A 16,952-nucleotide genomic window follows, 5' to 3' on the forward strand; every position below is an offset into this window, starting at 1 on the left:
CTCGATGTAAGGCGAAAGTGTGCGCTCATTGTGCGTGAGGCGGCGCACATAATCCAGTATTCACGATGATAATTATTACAATTGCCGCTGCCTTTCACCCTGACGATGCCATACCAGTCCCCCGCCGATGGCCAGCGCGACTCCCGCAATGCCCAGCGCAGGCTCCAGCCGGTGGGTCAGCCAGGTGGAGATGGCCGAGGTCATCGGCCCCACGAGCTGACCAACGGCGTAGCCGGTGGTGAGCAATCCGGCCATATAACGGGTGTGTTGCGGAGCCAGCTCGCGCCCGTACAGCAGCGAAAGCTGAACCGCGCAGAGGAAACCGCCCCCTACCAGCAGCGCGCCGGTCACCAGCCCGCTCATGCCCGGCAGTAACCATGCGGCTATTACCCCCAGCCCCTGTAGCCAGAGGACCACCGCCAGCCGACGGTTTGAGGTCGAGATATGGCGCATGGCAATGCTCAGCGCGATACCGACCACCGACGCCGCGCCAAAGACCGGCCAGACGAACTGGGCAAAAAGGCTGCCGGGAAAACGCAGAGCCGCCATCTGAGATAAAAAGGTGGCAGGCAGGATATAACCAAACCCGGCGAGGCTGTAGCTCCAGACCAGACGGCGCATATTCTGTGTGAGGGTGAGCGGCTCCGGCGCGCTCTCCGGGCGATGAAGCTGCCCTGGCCGCGGCAGATAACGCCCTACCAGCACCACCAGCAGCAGCGCCAGCACGCCGTAGATCTGCCAGGCCGCTGCGGCGGAGAGCGCATGGGCCTGGATATAGACCGCCAGCAGGCCGCTCAGGGCGATCCCGGCGCCCGGCCCGGCAAAGACCGCGGCGCTCAGGCCCGGCTTGCCGTAGTGCGCCAGCCGCTCATTGCTCCAGGCGGCGATTAGCACCATCGACCAGCCGCTCATGCAGCCGATCGTAAAACGCAGCAGACCATGGACAATGGCATTATCCCCGGCGGCGGAGAGCAGCGTCAACGCGACCGCCCCGCCGATACCGAGCCACAGCCGCCCCTCCACGAAGCGGTGGGCGCGCATTGCGTCCCAAGCGCCCACGAGGTAACCCAGATAGTTCATGGCCGCCACCAGCCCGGCGCTGGTGAGGGTAAGCTGTCCGGCGGCAATCATCAGCGGTACCTGCGGCGTAAAGGCGAACCGCCCTATTCCCATCGCCACCACGAGCACAATGAATCCGCAGAGCGCAATACGCAGCGCCATGGCTACCTCAATTGTTAAAATAAAGTTAATTTATGATGCAACATTTACTGCATAACCGGAAGTGAAAGTTACCTGCAGGTAAACAAATTATCTGTATGATAGAAATAATGATTATCCGTTAGTAAGGAGCTCTGCATGGAACTGCTCGAAGAACATCGCTGTTTTGAAGGCCGACAGCAGCGCTGGCGGCACGACTCCGCCGTGCTGAACTGCGCCATGACCTTCAGTATTTTTCTTCCTCCCCCGATCGACGGGAAAAAACCGCCCGTGCTCTACTGGCTTTCCGGCCTGACCTGCAACGATGAGAATTTCACCACCAAAGCGGGGGCGCAGCGGGTGGCGGCGGAGCTGGGCATTGCGCTGGTGATGCCCGATACCAGCCCGCGCGGCGACGCGGTGGCGGACGATGCCCAGTACGATCTGGGTAAAGGGGCGGGCTTTTATCTCAATGCTACCGAACAGCCCTGGGCGAGCCATTACCGTATGTATGATTACATCCGCGACGAACTGCCCGCGCTGATTGAGGCGGAGTTTTCGGTCAGCGACCGTCGCGCTATCTCTGGTCACTCTATGGGAGGCCACGGCGCGCTTATTATGGCGCTGAAAAATCCGGGTCGCTTCAGCAGCGTCTCGGCGTTCGCCCCCATCGTGAACCCTACGCAGGTGCCCTGGGGACAGAAAGCGTTTAGCCATTATCTGGGGGAAGAGGCGGAAAAATGGCAGGCATGGGATAGCTGCGCGCTGATGCTGGCGAGCCAGGCTGAAGATGCGATTCCTGCGCTGATTGATCAGGGCGACGCCGACCCGTTCCTCGCCGGGCAGCTGCAGCCTGCGGTACTGGCCGAAGCCGCGCGCCAGAAGGCGTGGCCGCTTACCCTGCGTATTCAGCCGGGGTACGATCACAGCTATTACTTTATTGCGTCGTTTATTGAAGATCATCTCCGCTTCCATGCGGAGCATTTGTTCAGATAAACGCGCTATTGCCGGGTGGCGCTGACGCTTACCCGGCCTGTGGATTGTGCGCAATTATTGCCGGGTGGCGGCTACGCCTTACCCGGCCTACGGGTTGTGTGTGGTTTAATACCGGGTGGCATCAGACCGCACGCTCCGTCAGAAGCGGTAATCCACCGCCATAAAGTAGCGACGTCCATCTTCCGTATAGCTGTAATCGTCGCGGCTCAGATCTTTATCCAGCAGGTTCTGCACGCCCGCACGCAGCTTCACGTTTTTGGTTGCCTGCCACGCCGCACCGGTATTCCAGATTACGTATCCGCCGGGGGTTGTCTCGCCGTCGGTAATCGCGCGTTTTTCGCCGGTGTAGTTCCCCTGAACATAGAAGGACCACGCCGCGGTCGCCTGCCAGTCAACGGTACCGTTGGCAGTATGGAACGGCAGCTCGGAGAGCGGCTTGTTTTCACCGTTGCTGATATCCCGACCATCGTTATAGGTGTAGTTCAGCGTCACTTTCCATCCCTCGGCAACCGGGAATTTCAGCTCGGTTTCCAGGCCGCGGATGCGCGCTTTGTTGACGTTGTAGTAACGGAAAATCGGTTCGCCGTCGGCGTTCAGCCCCACGTAGTTTGGATAGCTCTGGGCCTGCTCCACGTTGGCGGTACGGCTGATGCTGATACGGTCGTCAACGTCGTTCTGGAAGGCGGTAATGCTCGCCTGGACGCCCTCCAGCCACCCTTCTTCACCAAAGTAGTAAAGCCCCAGTTCGACACTTTCGCTGGTTTCGGGCTTCAGATCCGGACTACCGACAATCTCACAGGCGCCACGGCAGGAGCCGGTGGTCCAGTCAGGGCTGAGCTGCAGCAGGGAGGGCGCCTTAAAGGCGGTCGCCCAGCCCCCCTTCACCGTTAAGGTGTCGGTGGCGTTATAGACCAGGTAGGCGCGCGGGCTCCAGTGATCACCGTAGGTCTGGTGATCGTCCATCCTCACGCCGGTAGTCAGCGCCAGCGGCTCAAAAATACGCCACTCATCCTCCAGGAACAGCGCGTACTGGCTGGCGGAAGTTTCGCTGCTGTTGCCGCCGGTGAGGTTAACAGGATCTTTCAGCTTGTCGTGACGCCACTCGCCGCCAAAGGTGAGCAGCTGGTTAATTTCACCCAGCGGCAGTACATATTTCCCGTCAACGGAGTTGCTTTCTGAGGTGATGGGGCTGCTGTTGCCCGGGTTCTTATTGTCCACCTTTTCACCGTAGAATTTCAGCTCGCTGTTGCCCACGCCCCAGCGGCCGTTATGGCTCAGGGAGTAGTTCTGCCGCTCGAGACGGTTTTTATCCAGCGAGTCGGAGTCGCGATCCTGACGATCAAAACCGTAGCCCGCAGTAAAGTCGTGGTTTTCATTCGGCGTCCAGGCGAACTCGACGTTGGCGTCGCGGCTGGTAAAGCCTTCAATGCGCGGCGTTTCGCCAGTCGCCGTCGTCGAAGAGGCCTGCTGATCGTCTTTTTCACGTTTTGCGAGGCTGCCGAAGGCTTTCAGCCCCAGCACGCCATCCACCAGCGGGCCGCTGGTATAGAACTGGCCGTTGTAAGTATCGCCGCGATCCCGGTGCTCCTGCACCGTGGTATCCGCCGTCACGCTGCCGCTCCATTTCTGGCCAATTTTTTTGGTGATGATGTTGACCACGCCGCCCAGCGCGTCGGAGCCATAGAGGGAGGACATGGGACCGCGCACCACTTCAATACGCTCGATAGCGTCTACCGGTACCCAGTTGAGGTCAAAATCGTTGTGGCGGAACACGGCGTTGCGCGAGCTGACGCGTTTACCGTCAATCAGGATCAGCGTGTAGCTGCTGTCCAGCCCACGGATGCTTACGCCCTTGCGGTTATCCCCTTCGTTCGTCAGCTGTATGCCCGGTACATCCTGCAACACATCCTTCAGGTTTTGCACCGGTTTACGCTGCAGATCCTGCTGCGTTATCACGCTGATACTGGCGGGCGCATCTTTGAGGTTTTGTTCCGTGGCGGAGGCGGTAACCACCAGCGTCTCATCGGTATCGACCGCCATAACCGGCAGCGTCAGGGACATGGCGGACGCACAAAGTCCTCCCCGAACAAAGGGATTCAACCTAAACATTCCATTTCTCCATGAGGTAAAAACAGCAAAACTAAAATGCTCACAACGCTTTGTTTACGCCCGCTTCACTGGCGGGTCATTTTTGCAGGTGCGGCAGGATGTCACGGTAGTCCGTACAAATGCGGCAAGCCGCCTCGTTCCTGATAGCGGTAACGATAAAACAAACGATAATTATTATCAATTCAATTGTTAACAATTATTTCGTTTTATCCATATTGTGGAGATAAAAAAAGCCCGCTCAGGGAGCGGGCTTCTCAAAGGCAGGCAGCTTATTTTTTTAATCGCTGCGGAAATTCCATCTCGCTATAGCGAACGAAACGGGTTCCCCTGGTCAGCTTATAGCCCCACCAGATCGCCAGGAAGAGCGGAATACCGATATAGGTCGCCGTTACCGCGCCCCAGTCGATGGTATCTGCCAGGAAGGCTTCATAGTTCTGGCCCAGCGTGATAATCAGGCACAGCACAAAGGCGAAGATCGGCCCCAGCGGGAAAAAGCCGGAACGGTATGGCAGATCGTTAATATCGTGCCCCTGCAACACATAGCCGCGACGAAAACGGTAGTGGCTAATGGCAATCCCCAGCCAGGCGATAAAGCCGGTCATACCGGAGGTGTTGAGCAGCCAGAGGTAGACCGTCTGATTACCAAACATGGAGGTCAGGAAGCAGAGCCCCGCAATTACCGTGGTCGCATAGAGCGCGTTACGCGGCACGCCGCCACGGGAGAGCTTCGCGAAAATGCGCGGCGCTTTGCCGTCGCAGGCCAGGGTATAGAGCATACGGGTGGAGGCGTACATGCCGGAGTTACCCGCAGAAAGCACCGCCGTCAGGATCACCGCGTTCATCACCGCCGCCGCCGAGAGCAGGCCCGCGTGCTGGAAGACCAGCGTAAACGGACTGACGCTGATATCTTTCACGTCGTTACGCAGCAGGCTCGGATCGGTATACGGAATGATCAGGCTGATAATCAGGATGGCGAATACATAGAACAACAGGATACGCCAGAAAACCTGACGCACCGCGCGCGGAATGTTCTTTTCCGGGTTTTCAGATTCGCCGGCGGCGATACCGATAAGTTCAGTTCCCTGGAAGGAGAAGCCAACAATCATCGCCACGCCGATCATCGCTGAGAAGCCGCCCGCAAAAGGCGCGTCGCCAATGCTCCAGTTACTCCACCCCGCCGGTTCGCTACCTTTAAAGATGCCGATAATCATCGCCAGGCCGACCACGATAAAGATGACAACCGTGGCGACTTTAATCAGGGAGAACCAGTATTCCGCTTCACCAAAACCTTTTACTGAGATGTAGTTCAGCAGGAAAATGATCCCCAGGAAGAGCGCGCTCCAGATCCAGCCCGGCGTATCCGGGAACCACCAGGACATCACTAGCTGTGAGGCGACGAGGTCGACGGCGATGGTCACCGCCCAGTTGTACCAGTAGTTCCAGCCCAGCGCGAAGCCAAAGCCTTCTTCAACATATTTCTGGCCGTAGGTGGAGAAAGAACCGGATACCGGCATATAGGCCGCCAGTTCGCCCAGACTGGTCATCAGGAAGTAGACCATCAGACCAATCAGGATATAAGAGAAGAGCGCCCCGCCGGGGCCTGCTGCGGAAATGGTCGCACCGGAGGCGACAAACAGTCCTGTACCAATGGAGCCGCCAATGGCGATCATGGTCAGGTGACGCGCCTTCAGTTCGCGGCGCAGGCCAGGCGCTTCTTTGGTTTTAGTATCGGAAACCATATGAAAATGCTATCCCTTCAAAAATTGAGGCGCGATTGTAGCAGACGATCCGCGATCCTTCCGGCAGAAATGCGACGTTATAAGAGAGCTTCATGACCGGGCCGGGATTATAAGTAAAGCAGAAAATCCTCATCCGCTCCCCTGCCCCGCTCAGGCCTCGCAATAACGTAAAAAACGCTGCAGGGCGCTGGAGAGATGCTTCTGGCGGTGGTGAATACACCACAGGGTACGCACCAGCTTCGGCAGCGGCACCGGGATCTCCACCAGCGAGCCGCTTTCCAGCTGTTCGGCAATGACGCGACGGGAGAGGCAGCTTATCCCCAGTCCATGACGCACCGCATGTTTGATCGCCTCTGAATTGCCCAGCTCCATGCCGAGGCGGAACTGCGGCAGATGGGAGAGCAGCAGATAGTCGACAATCTCCCGCGTGCCGGAGCCTTTCTCGCGCAGGATCCACTGCGCCTGCGCCAGCCGCTCCATCGTCACCTCGCCCTGGCATAACGCCGAGGCGGGAGAGGAAAAGACTACCAGCTCATCCTCCAGCCACGGCTCGGCGATGATATCCACGTTATGGCATGGCCCCTCGATAAGGCCAATATCGACGCGAAAGTCGATAATCGCGTTAATCACATCCTGGCTGTTGCCGACGCTCATCTCCAGCGGCAGCGACGGAAAATCGCGGCGGTAGCGGGCAATGACCTCCGGCAAAATATAGTTGCCGATGGTGCTGCTGGCGTAGACGCGAATGGCACCGTTGTCCTCGCGGAACAGTTGCTCAATCTCCGTCGCCTGTTCAAGCAGCGCCAGCGCGCGCGGATAGAGCAGCCGGCCATGCTCATTCACCACCAGCCGTTTTCCGACGCGATCAAAAAGTTGCGCCCCGAGCTGCCCTTCCAGATCGGTCAGGGCGGCGCTCACGGCGGACTGGGACAAGGAGAGCATTTGCGAGGCCTGGGTGGTGGAGCCGCTTTTCAGGACTTCCGCAAAAACTTCCAGCTGGCGCAGTGTAATGTGCATGGTTTCTTACCACTTATAAAGATAGGTTATAAATATATAATCAATTTTATTTTTAAGCCAGATCGCCGTAACCTTTAACCCGGATAAAGGAGAAGGTTATGACTGCACTTACCTTACAGCATCGACGTACATTGTGGCATTTTGTTCCCGGCCTGGCGCTGAGCGCGCTGATCACCGGCATCGCCCTCTGGGGCGGCAGTATCCCGGCCGTTGCCGGGGCGGGTTTCAGCGCCCTGACGCTGGCAATTTTAGTGGGGATGGTTGTGGGGAACACTATCTACCCTACCATCTGGAAATCCTGCGATGGCGGCGTTATTTTCGCCAAGCAGTATCTGCTACGACTCGGGATTATCCTCTACGGCTTTCGCCTGACCTTCGCGCAGATTGCCGACGTCGGGGTAAGCGGTATCGCCATTGATATCCTCACTCTCAGCAGCACCTTCCTGCTGGCCTGCTTTATCGGGCAGAAGATCTTCGGCCTCGATCGGCAGACCAGCTGGCTTATCGGCGCGGGCAGCAGCATCTGCGGCGCGGCGGCGGTACTGGCTACCGAGCCGGTGGTGAAAGCGGAATCGAGCAAAGTCACCGTCGCGGTGGCGACCGTGGTTATCTTCGGTACGCTGGCGATCTTCCTCTACCCGGCGCTCTATCCCCTGCTGGCGCACTGGTTCACCCCGGAAACCTACGGCATCTATATGGGTTCCACCATGCATGAAGTGGCGCAGGTAGTGGCAGCCGGTCACGCCGTCGGCCCTGACGCGGAAAACGCGGCGGTGATTGCCAAAATGCTGCGCGTGATGATGCTGGCCCCGTTCCTGCTGATTCTGGCCGCGCGTGTTAAACAGCTGGCCCCTGCGGGCGACAGCGGCAGCAGCAAAATTACTATTCCGTGGTTTGCCGTTCTGTTCATCCTGGTGGCGGTATTCAACTCCTTCCACCTGTTGCCGAAAGCGGCGGTTGACGCGCTGGTAACGCTGGATACGGTCCTGCTGGCGATGGCGATGGCCGCACTGGGGATCACCACTCACGTCAGCGCGCTGAAAAAAGCGGGTGCTAAACCCCTGCTGATGGCCCTGCTGCTCTTCATCTGGCTGATTGTCGGCGGCGGCGCCATTAACCTGGCGGTACACAGCCTGCTGGCATAATCCGTCTCGTCCTTCTCCTGTTAACTCGCTATCATAGTCTTTTTGGGTTAACAGGAGTCCCTTATGAAATATGTTGGAGCGCACGTCAGCGCCGCAGGCGGTCTCGCCAATGCCGCCATCCGCGCCGCGGAAATCAAGGCGACCGCGTTCGCCCTGTTCACCAAAAATCAGCGCCAGTGGCGCGCCGCGCCGCTCACCCGCCAGACGATTGACGAGTTTAAATCCGCCTGTGAACAGCACGGCTTTGGCCCCGGACAGATCCTCCCCCACGACAGCTTCCTGATCAATCTCGGCCACCCTGTGCAGGAGGCGCTGGAGAAGTCTCGGGAGGCGTTCCTTGACGAGCTTCAGCGCTGCGAACAGCTTGGGCTGACGCTGCTGAACTTCCATCCCGGCAGCCACCTGATGCAGATCGATGAAGAAGCCTGTCTGAGCCGCATTGCCGCGTCGGTCAACTACGCGCTGGAGCGTACCGAAGGGGTGACGGCGGTGATTGAGAATACCGCCGGCCAGGGGAGCAACCTCGGTTTCCGTTTTGAACATCTGGCGGCGATTATCGACCAGGTGGAGGATAAATCACGCATCGGGGTCTGCATCGATACCTGCCACGCTTTCGCCGCCGGGTACGATCTGCGCACCCGCGAGGCCTGCGAAGAGACCTTCGCCGAGTTCGGGCGGGTGGTCGGCTTTGAGTACCTGCGCGGCATGCACCTCAACGATGCGAAAAGCACCTTCGGCAGCCGCGTTGACCGCCACCACAGCCTCGGCGAGGGGAATATCGGCCATGAGCCGTTCCGCTTTATCATGCAGGATTCGCGCTTCGACAATATTCCACTGGTGCTGGAAACGATTAATCCCGATATCTGGGCTGAAGAGATAGCCTGGCTTAAGGCACAGCAAAACGCTGAACAGGCAGCATAAAAAAACCGGGCGCATCAGGCGCCCGGTTTTTTTTTCAGGTCGGGTAAGGCGAAGCCCCCCGGACCTTTTTACGCGGCTTTCGCCACCACGTCAGCTTCCGGGCGTTTCAGCACCGCGTATGAGAGGCCTGCCACCAGCGTACCGGCAACGATCGCCACCAGGTAACCGAGGACCGGGGTGATTGCACCCGGGATCAGCAGTACGAACAGGCCGCCGTGCGGCGCCATCAGCTTCGCGCCCACCGCCATGGAGATAGCGCCCGTTACCGCGCCGCCAACGATGCAGCAAGGCAGAACGCGCATCGGGTCACGCGCCGCGAACGGAATCGCCCCTTCGGTGATAAAGCACAGCCCCAGCACCAGCGCCGCTTTGCCCCCTTCCTGCTGCGCCTTGTCGAACTTACGGCGCGCGATAATTGTCGCCAGGCCCAGCGCCAGCGGAGGTACCATACCCGCCGCCATGATCGCCGCCATCGGCGCGTAGGTCTGGGTACTCAGCAGACCCACACCAAAGGCGTATGCCGCTTTGTTCACCGGACCACCCATATCGGTACACATCATGCCGCCAAGGATCGCGCCCAGCAGGACCGCGTTCGCTGTCCCCATGGTCTGCAGCCAGTGGGTCAGCCCTTCCAGGATACCCGCGACCGGCTTACCGATGAGGTAGATCATCGCCAGGCCAACCACCAGGCTTGAGATAAGCGGAATAATCAAAATCGGCTTCAGCGCCTCCATACTCTGCGGCAGCTTCAGCTTCGAGCTGATAAGCTTCGCCACGTAGCCTGCGAGGAAACCGGCGATGATGCCGCCGATAAAGCCGGAACCGGTGCTCACCGCCAGCATACCGCCGATGAGACCTGGCGTCAGGCCAGGACGGTCGGCGATGGAGAAGGCGATATACCCCGCCAGAACCGGCACCATCAGGGCAAACGCGGAGCCGCCGCCAATCTGCATCAGCGCCGCCGCCAGGGTATCCGGCTGTTTAAAAGCTTCGATACCAAACGCGAATGACAGGGCGATGCAGAGACCGCCCGCCACCACCATCGGCAGCATATAGGAGACGCCGGTCAGCAGGTGGCGATAGGCCCCCGCCGACTCTTTTTTGCCTTCGCTGGCGGCAGACGTTGTCTTACCCGCAGGCTGATACGGCTGCGCTTCCGCCAGCGCGTTATCCAGCTCCTGCGCCGTTTTCTTCAGCGCCAGGCCGGTGGAGGTGCGGTACATCGGCTTACCGGCAAATTTCGCCAGATCCACTTCGATGTCCGCCGCCACGATCACCAGGTCAGCCTCTGCCACCTCTTCCGGAGTGATGGCATTGCCCGCCCCAACGGAGCCGCGGGTTTCAACTTTCACCCACCAGCCGCGTTTTTTAGCTTCAGTTTCAATGGCTTCAGCGGCCATAAAGGTATGCGCCACCCCGGTCGGGCAGGCGGTGACCGCCACGATGCGCTTCGGACCGTCGCTTACCGCAGGCGCGGCAGCCGCCACCGGCGCGGTGTAGGGCGTCGCATGACTTTTGGCTTCGCTCAGGAAGAGCTCCGGGTGCGCCACCGCGCGGTTGATGTCGCCGAGCCAGACTTTTTTGCCGTTCAGCGCGCTGTCAGCAGGAAGGGTTTCACCCAGCACAATCGCCAGCTCGGCATCGTTCGGGTTATCGACAAAGTCGAGATGCGCTTTGCGTGCAGCCGTGCCCAGCAGCGTTTTCGCCATATAGGCGCGGGCCTGTCCAAGGCCGGAATCAATAATCAGCAGCGTTTTCATTATGCCTCTCCTGCTGTCAGTTAAAAGGTTTCAGGTCGACGCGCGCCATCATCGCGGCCAACTGGGTACGTTCAGTAATGCCCACGTTGCTCTGGCTGACGGCCAGGGCGGCAACGGCGGTGGCAAGACGTAAAGTGTGTTCGCTGGATTCGCGCATCAGCAGGCCGTAAATCAGGCCGCCGACCATCGAATCCCCGGCACCGACGGTGCTCACCACCTCCACCGCAGGCGGCTTAGCGATCCACTCGCCGGAGGCATTTACCCACAGCGCCCCTTCAGCCCCGAGGGAGATCACCACGTGAGCGATCCCCTGCTCGCGCAGCGCGTGGGCGGCGTCGATGACATCTTTCATCTCAGGCAGCTTGCGGCCCGCCCAGATCTCCAGCTCGCGGCGGTTGGGTTTCACCAGCCACGGGGAAGCTTTCAGGCCGGCGACCAGCGCTTCACGGCTGCTGTCGAAGATAATGCACGGGCACTGGCTGCGCAGGCGCACCATCCAGTCGGTAAAGGCTTCCGGGCTGACGCCGGACGGCAGGCTGCCGCTGACGCAGACCATATCGAACTGGCCCAGCCAGCTCAGGGAGTCGTTGACAAAACGTTCCCAGTCGGCAGGGGTCACTTCAAATCCGGAGAAGTTGAAATCGGTCACTTCCCCATCTTTTTCGGTCAGCTTAACGTTGATACGGGTACGGCCCTGGACCACCTGGAAGCGGTTGGCGATGCCCAGCTCGCTGAAGAGCTGCTGAAAGCCATCCTGGTTATCTTTGCCCAGGAAGCCGCCCACGGTGACGTCGATGCCTAAATCCTTCAGCACCTTCGCCACGTTGATGCCTTTACCTGCGGCGTGAAGGCCGGTGGTACGCACCAGGTTGACTTCGCCACGCTCCACTTCCGGGGTATAACCCACCAGATCGTAGGCCGGGTTGAGGGTGATGGTTGCAACACGTCTGCTCATTATGCGCCCTCCCCCAGACCGGCGGCGATAGCGTCGCCAATCGCCTTCAGCGCCTGTTCAGCATCCGCGCCCTGGGCGGTAAAGCGCAGGCGGTGACCTTTTTTCACCCCCAGCGCCACAACTTTCATCAGGCTGCGGCCGTTGGCCGGTTTGCCGGAGCCATCCAGGTTAGTCACGGTGATCTCGCTTTCAAACTGTTTGATTGTATTGACCAGCATGGTGCCCGGACGGGCGTGCAGGCCGTGTTCATTGCGTACGACAAACTCCGCGCTCAGCAGGTCGTCCGTCGGCGCATCGTCGCTGGTCAGCAGCGCCAGCAGGGTTGCGGCATCCGCCGTCAGCAGGCGTTCACCTTTGTTGCTCACCAGCAGCTCGCCGAGGCGCTTCAGCACTTCAACCGGCTGCTCGTCAGCCATAGCGACCGTCACCAGCATGGCGGCCGGGCTGCCGTCCACCTCAAAAGGACGGGCGGCGCGGCTCACGGCGATAGCGCTGCGCAGGTTGCCCTCGGCGCTGTCGTTCAGCCAGATGCCCTGCCCCAGATTCAGCGGCTTGTCGTTAATGGCGTGGGCGACAAACGCGGTATCCACCGCGCCCGCCTCTTTCAGGCGACCCGCGTTCAGCGCCTGGAGCGTCACCAGATCGGCGGCGCTGACGTCGAGCGTCAGGGTCTCGTTATCCAGCTTGAGAGCTTCACTCTGTTTTTCCCCCATCAGCAGCGCCCGCAGCTCTTCTGCGGTAGTGGCAGTTTTCAGCTGTTCAGCCACGCTGTCATCGCTCAGCACATGAGTCAGCTGACGCAGCAGGCCCAGATGTTCGTCGCTGCTGGCAGCGATGCCGATAGCCACATAGGCCACCTGCCCTTCACCCCAGAGCACACCCTGCGGGAACTGAAAGACCTGCACGCCGGTTTTCAGCACCTGATCGCGGGTATCGGTGGTGCCGTGAGGAATGGCGATGCCGTTGCCTAAAAATGTGGAGGTCTGCTGCTCGCGCGCCAGCATGCCGTCGACGTAGCCCACTCCTACATTGCCCGTCTGCACTAAGGCGGTGGCAATCTGGCGAATGGCCTCTTCTTTACTTCCGGCCTGCTCGCCGGGATGGATGTTATGCACAGATAACTGGAACATAGTTCTCCTCTCTCGCTGAATTGAATCGTTTCAGCCTGTATGAGAAAATTGGCGCTGACCCGCTCCGTCAGATGAACCGATCAGCGCTGAAACGTTTCAAGAAGTCTTGCGCGTTCTGCTTAAGCTTGCAAGAAAAGTTGTTTTTCTTCCTTCAGAATTTAGAAGTGCAGCACATTTTTCCACCGCCACGGCCTGTTTTGCTGAAGCGGCTGACGCTTGTGCCGCCTTGCTTCAGCACCATTCAGCTCACATTATTTTTTGAAATGGCATTTTGATTTTTTGTGTGCAAAACAGACCTGCTATCTGTTTATTTTCTGACAGGGGGCGTAAACTCCGCGTCTTCCTGTAACTGCTGATAAAGAAAGATGGATAACACCCCCGCTGCCGCCAGACCAAAACCCTTTGATTTGACCTCATCGGCTTTTCTGATTGTCGCGTTTCTCACCGGCATCGCCGGCGCGCTGCAGACGCCGACCCTGAGCCTGTTTCTGACCAATGAAGTGCATGCCCGTCCGGCGATGGTCGGTTTCTTTTTTACCGGCAGCGCCATTATCGGCATTCTGGTGAGCCAGTTCCTGGCGGGTCGCTCCGACCGTAAAGGCGACCGCAAAAGCCTGATTGTCTTTTGCTGCCTGCTGGGGATGCCGGCCTGCGTACTGTTCGCCTGGAACCGTAACTACTTTATTCTGCTCTTTATCGGGGTGTTTCTGAGCAGCTTTGGCTCTACCGCCAACCCGCAGATGTTCGCCCTGGCGCGGGAACATGCGGATCGTACCGGCCGCGAGGCGGTGATGTTTAGCTCTATCCTGCGCGCCCAGGTGTCGCTGGCGTGGGTGATTGGCCCGCCGCTGGCCTACGCTCTGGCGATGGGCTTTGGTTTTACTACCATGTACCTGAGCGCGGCGGTGGCGTTTGTGGTCTGCGGGGTGATGGTCTGGATCTTTCTTCCCTCCATGCGCAAAGAGCCGAAGGTGGCCACCGGCGCCCTGGAAGCGCCGCGCCGCAACCGCCGGGATGCGCTGCTGCTGTTTGTGATTTGCACCCTGATGTGGGGCACCAACAGCCTCTATATCATCAATATGCCGCTGTTTATCATTAACGAGCTGCATCTGCCGGAGAAACTGGCGGGGCTGATGATGGGAACTGCCGCAGGGCTTGAAATCCCCACCATGCTGATTGCGGGTTACTACGCGAAGCGCTTCGGCAAGCGTTTTCTGATGCGAATTGCCATCGTGGCGGGGGTGTTCTTCTATACTGGCATGCTGACGGTGCATACTCCGGCGCTGCTGCTCGCCTTTCAGCTGCTGAACGCTATCTATATCGGCATTCTCGCCGGTATCGGTATGCTCTACTTTCAGGATTTGATGCCCGGTCAGGCGGGAGCAGCGACTACCCTGTATACCAATACGACCCGCGTCGGCTGGATCATCGCCGGCTCGCTGGCGGGGGTGGTGGCTGAAATCTGGAGCTATCACACGGTGTTCTGGATTGCGCTGGTGATGTGCCTTATCACTGTCGTCTGCCTGATGCGAATTAAGGATGTTTAGGGGGCGGTAAGCGCCTCCAGTTCCAGCAGGTAGATCATCGCCTGCTGACGCGAACTGCCGCACATCGCCTGCGATGGCTGAAGGCTGGCGCAGACCTTCGGGCGCAGGGGCGAGCCGAAGATCTGGCACAGGTTATCGTCTGAGAGCTGTACGCAGCGGGTATTGGCGGGCTTACCATCCGGCATCCCCGGGATGGGACTGGAGATGGACGGGGCGGTGCAGCATGCGCCACAGTCGGGACGGCAATCCATAAAGGCTCTCTTAGCGGCGAAGGCCCGTCAGTCGGGCATGGCGCACAGTAACACCTTTTGTGTATTGATGGCAAAAGCCGTTAATTCCGCTTGCCTGAACGCCCTCGCGCGAGTAATTTGGCGCGATATTTTTTACCTCCCGTAAACAGGATTACTGCAATGCCAAGAGCGAATGAAATTAAAAAAGGTATGGTGCTGAATTACAACGGCAAACTGCTGCTTGTGAAAGATATTGATATTCAGTCCCCCAGCGCCCGTGGCGCAGCGACGCTGTATAAAATGCGTTTCTCTGACGTGCGTACCGGCATGAAGGTGGAAGAGCGCTTCAAGGGCGACGACATTGTCGATACCGTTACCCTGACCCGCCGTTTCGTTGATTTCTCCTATGTGGATGGCGACGAGTATGTCTTTATGGATAAAGAGGACTACACCCCGTACACCTTCACCAAAGATCAGATCGAAGAAGAGCTGCTGTTTATGCCGGAAGGCGGTATGCCGGACATGCAGGTGTTGACCTGGGACGGCCAGCTGCTGGCGCTGGAGCTGCCGCAGACTGTGGATCTGGAGATTGTGGAAACCGCACCGGGCATCAAGGGTGCCTCTGCGAGCGCGCGAAACAAACCGGCTACGCTCACCACCGGCCTGGTGGTTCAGGTGCCGGAATATCTCTCCGCTGGCGAGAAGATCCGTATCCATATCGAAGAAAAACGCTATATGGGTCGCGCTGACTGATAGCGCCATTCGCCGGGTGGCGGTTTCGCCTTACCCGGCTTACAAAACACCCATAAAAAAACCGGCCCGCTGGCCGGTTTTTTGTTGGCCCGGCAAGCAGCGCCACCGGGCGACAGGGTTACAGCAGTTCCGGATATTTGGTCATCTTCAGCGCCAGCTCCACGCCGCGCACCTCTGCCATCCCTTTCAGGCGACCAATTGCCGAATAGCCCGGGTTGGTTTTCTTGCGCAGATCGTCCAGCATCTGATGCCCGTGGTCCGGACGGAACGGAATCGGTCGCCGATCGCCCGCCTTTTTGCGGCGCAACTCCTCCTGCAAAATAGCGTCGACCACCGCCACCATATTCACATCCCCATTCAGGTGTGCCGCTTCGTGGAAGGTTTTGGGATTATCTTCCCGGCAGGTGGCCCGCAGGTGGGTAAAATGAATACGATCGCCGAAGGTTTCGATCATTTTGACCAGATCGTTATCCGCCCGCACGCCGTAGGAGCCGGTGCACATGGTGAAGCCGTTGCTGATGCTGTCTACCGTCTCTTTAAGCCACTGCATATCTTCTATGGTCGAGACGATACGCGGCAGGCCGAGGATCGGGCGCGGCGGATCGTCCGGGTGAACGGCCAGACGCACGCCAGCCTCTTCCGCCACCGGCACAATCGCGCGCAGGAAGTAGGCCATGTTTTCACGCAGCTGCGCTTTATCGATATTGCCGTACTCCGCCAGACGCGCCCGGAACTGATCCAGGGTGTAGCCCTCTTCCGCTCCCGGCAGACCGGCAATAATATTGCGGGTCAGTTTCTCAATATCCGCATCGCTCGCAGCGTCAAACCACGCCTGCGCCTGCTGCTGCTCCTCGTCGGTATAGTCCGCCGCGGCACCAGGACGTTTAAGAATATGCAGCTCAAAGGCGGCGAATGCGATCTGGTCAAAGCGTAGCGCCCGGGAGCCGTCCGGCAGCTGATACTCCAGGTCGGTGCGCGTCCAGTCGAGGATCGGCATGAAGTTATAGCAGACGGTGTCGATACCACACGTCGCCAGGTTACGGATGCTCTGCTGGTAGTTGGCGATCCAGGTCTCATACTCCCCGGTATGGGTTTTAATATCTTCGTGTACCGGAACACTCTCTACCACCGACCAGGTCAGCCCTTTTTCAGCCAGCAGCGCCTGGCGCGCCTGGATCTCTTCCACCGGCCATACCTGACCATTAGGAATATGGTGCAGTGCGGTCACAACACCCGTAGCGCCTGCCTGACGCACATCATCAAGAGAAACTGGATCGTTCGGCCCGTACCAACGCCAGGTTTGTTCCATTTCCACACCCTCTTAAGTTGTTATACCAATCTTGAGTGACACATTGACGACTACCATACATGCTTACGGGAAACGGTCAATCCGCCCCGCTGTATTGATTGATCTGGCTCACAGATTGTCGATATTTACGGCTTACCAATTCAA

At 58.9% G+C, this 16,952-nt stretch carries 14 protein-coding genes; 5 read left to right on the top strand and 9 right to left on the bottom strand.

Translation table 11 applies throughout. The features are described 5' to 3' along the window. Positions 1-75: 75 nt before the first annotated feature. The gene (locus BN3796_RS18100) at positions 76-1,221 is read right to left on the bottom strand and encodes a YbfB/YjiJ family MFS transporter (protein WP_061709740.1); all 1,146 of its coding nucleotides are present in this window, start codon (positions 1,219-1,221) and stop codon (positions 76-78) included. 135 nt (positions 1,222-1,356) lie between these two features. Here BN3796_RS18100 and fghA point away from each other — a divergent pair, with 135 nt between their 5' ends. Then, positions 1,357-2,193, top strand: a complete 837-nt coding sequence (fghA, locus tag BN3796_RS18105) for an S-formylglutathione hydrolase (protein ID WP_061709741.1) — start codon at positions 1,357-1,359, stop codon at positions 2,191-2,193. Positions 2,194-2,331: 138 nt separating this feature from the next. On the opposite strand, the gene cirA is transcribed toward fghA, so the two are convergent. From cirA to yieE, 3 genes are all read right to left on the bottom strand, one after another. Continuing rightward, positions 2,332-4,302 carry a catecholate siderophore receptor CirA gene (gene cirA, locus BN3796_RS18110; RefSeq protein ID WP_061709742.1) on the bottom strand — a complete coding sequence of 657 codons (1,971 nt, stop codon included), beginning with the start codon at positions 4,300-4,302 and terminating at the stop codon, positions 2,332-2,334. Between the two features lie 269 nt (positions 4,303-4,571). Then, complete coding sequence (locus BN3796_RS18115; RefSeq protein ID WP_061709743.1) at positions 4,572-6,041, bottom strand: amino acid permease; 1,470 nt, start codon at positions 6,039-6,041, stop codon at positions 4,572-4,574. A gap of 150 nt (positions 6,042-6,191) precedes the next feature. After that, on the bottom strand, positions 6,192-7,058 hold the full coding sequence (yieE, locus tag BN3796_RS18120) for a DNA-binding transcriptional regulator YeiE (protein ID WP_061709744.1): 867 nt from the start codon (positions 7,056-7,058) through the stop codon (positions 6,192-6,194). A gap of 98 nt (positions 7,059-7,156) precedes the next feature. On the opposite strand from yieE, the gene BN3796_RS18125 reads away from it, so the two are divergent. Beyond that, on the top strand, positions 7,157-8,203 hold the full coding sequence (locus BN3796_RS18125; protein ID WP_061709745.1) for a YeiH family protein: 1,047 nt from the start codon (positions 7,157-7,159) through the stop codon (positions 8,201-8,203). 63 nt (positions 8,204-8,266) lie between these two features. Beyond that, positions 8,267-9,124 (top strand): deoxyribonuclease IV, encoded by an 858-nt coding sequence (gene nfo, locus BN3796_RS18130; RefSeq protein ID WP_061709746.1) that lies wholly within the window; start codon positions 8,267-8,269, stop codon positions 9,122-9,124. A gap of 68 nt (positions 9,125-9,192) precedes the next feature. On the opposite strand, the gene fruA is transcribed toward nfo, so the two are convergent. From fruA to fruB, 3 genes are read right to left on the bottom strand one after another with little or no spacing between them, the layout of a single operon-like run. Then, the gene (fruA, locus tag BN3796_RS18135; protein WP_061709747.1) at positions 9,193-10,884 is read right to left on the bottom strand and encodes a PTS fructose transporter subunit IIBC; all 1,692 of its coding nucleotides are present in this window, start codon (positions 10,882-10,884) and stop codon (positions 9,193-9,195) included. A 16-nt stretch (positions 10,885-10,900) separates the two neighbouring features. Next, a complete protein-coding gene (fruK, locus tag BN3796_RS18140) occupies positions 10,901-11,839 on the bottom strand; it encodes a 1-phosphofructokinase (protein WP_061709748.1) in 939 nt (312 codons plus the stop codon). Further along, complete coding sequence (gene fruB, locus BN3796_RS18145; RefSeq protein WP_061709749.1) at positions 11,839-12,969, bottom strand: fused PTS fructose transporter subunit IIA/HPr protein; 1,131 nt, start codon at positions 12,967-12,969, stop codon at positions 11,839-11,841. Before fruB ends, fruK begins: the two co-directional genes overlap by 1 nt. 365 nt (positions 12,970-13,334) lie before the next feature. Between fruB and setB the strand changes: the two genes are divergently transcribed. Continuing rightward, on the top strand, positions 13,335-14,516 hold the full coding sequence (gene setB / locus BN3796_RS18150) for a sugar efflux transporter SetB (RefSeq protein WP_061709750.1): 1,182 nt from the start codon (positions 13,335-13,337) through the stop codon (positions 14,514-14,516). Here setB and BN3796_RS18155 read toward each other — a convergent pair. After that, entirely contained in the window at positions 14,513-14,767 is a 255-nt protein-coding gene (locus BN3796_RS18155; protein ID WP_061709751.1) for a YkgJ family cysteine cluster protein, read from the bottom strand. The genes setB and BN3796_RS18155 overlap by 4 nt on opposite strands. A 159-nt stretch (positions 14,768-14,926) precedes the next feature. Between BN3796_RS18155 and yeiP the strand changes: the two genes are divergently transcribed. Beyond that, entirely contained in the window at positions 14,927-15,499 is a 573-nt protein-coding gene (yeiP, locus tag BN3796_RS18160; protein WP_061709752.1) for an elongation factor P-like protein YeiP, read from the top strand. A gap of 118 nt (positions 15,500-15,617) precedes the next feature. Here yeiP and uxuA read toward each other — a convergent pair whose 3' ends face one another. After that, a complete protein-coding gene (gene uxuA / locus BN3796_RS18165) occupies positions 15,618-16,808 on the bottom strand; it encodes a mannonate dehydratase (RefSeq protein ID WP_061709753.1) in 1,191 nt (396 codons plus the stop codon). Between the last annotated feature and the right edge of the window lie 144 nt (positions 16,809-16,952).

Origin of the sequence: Pseudenterobacter timonensis (genome assembly GCF_900021175.1) — a bacterium.
GTDB classification, from domain to species: Bacteria; Pseudomonadota; Gammaproteobacteria; order Enterobacterales; family Enterobacteriaceae; genus Enterobacter; species Enterobacter timonensis.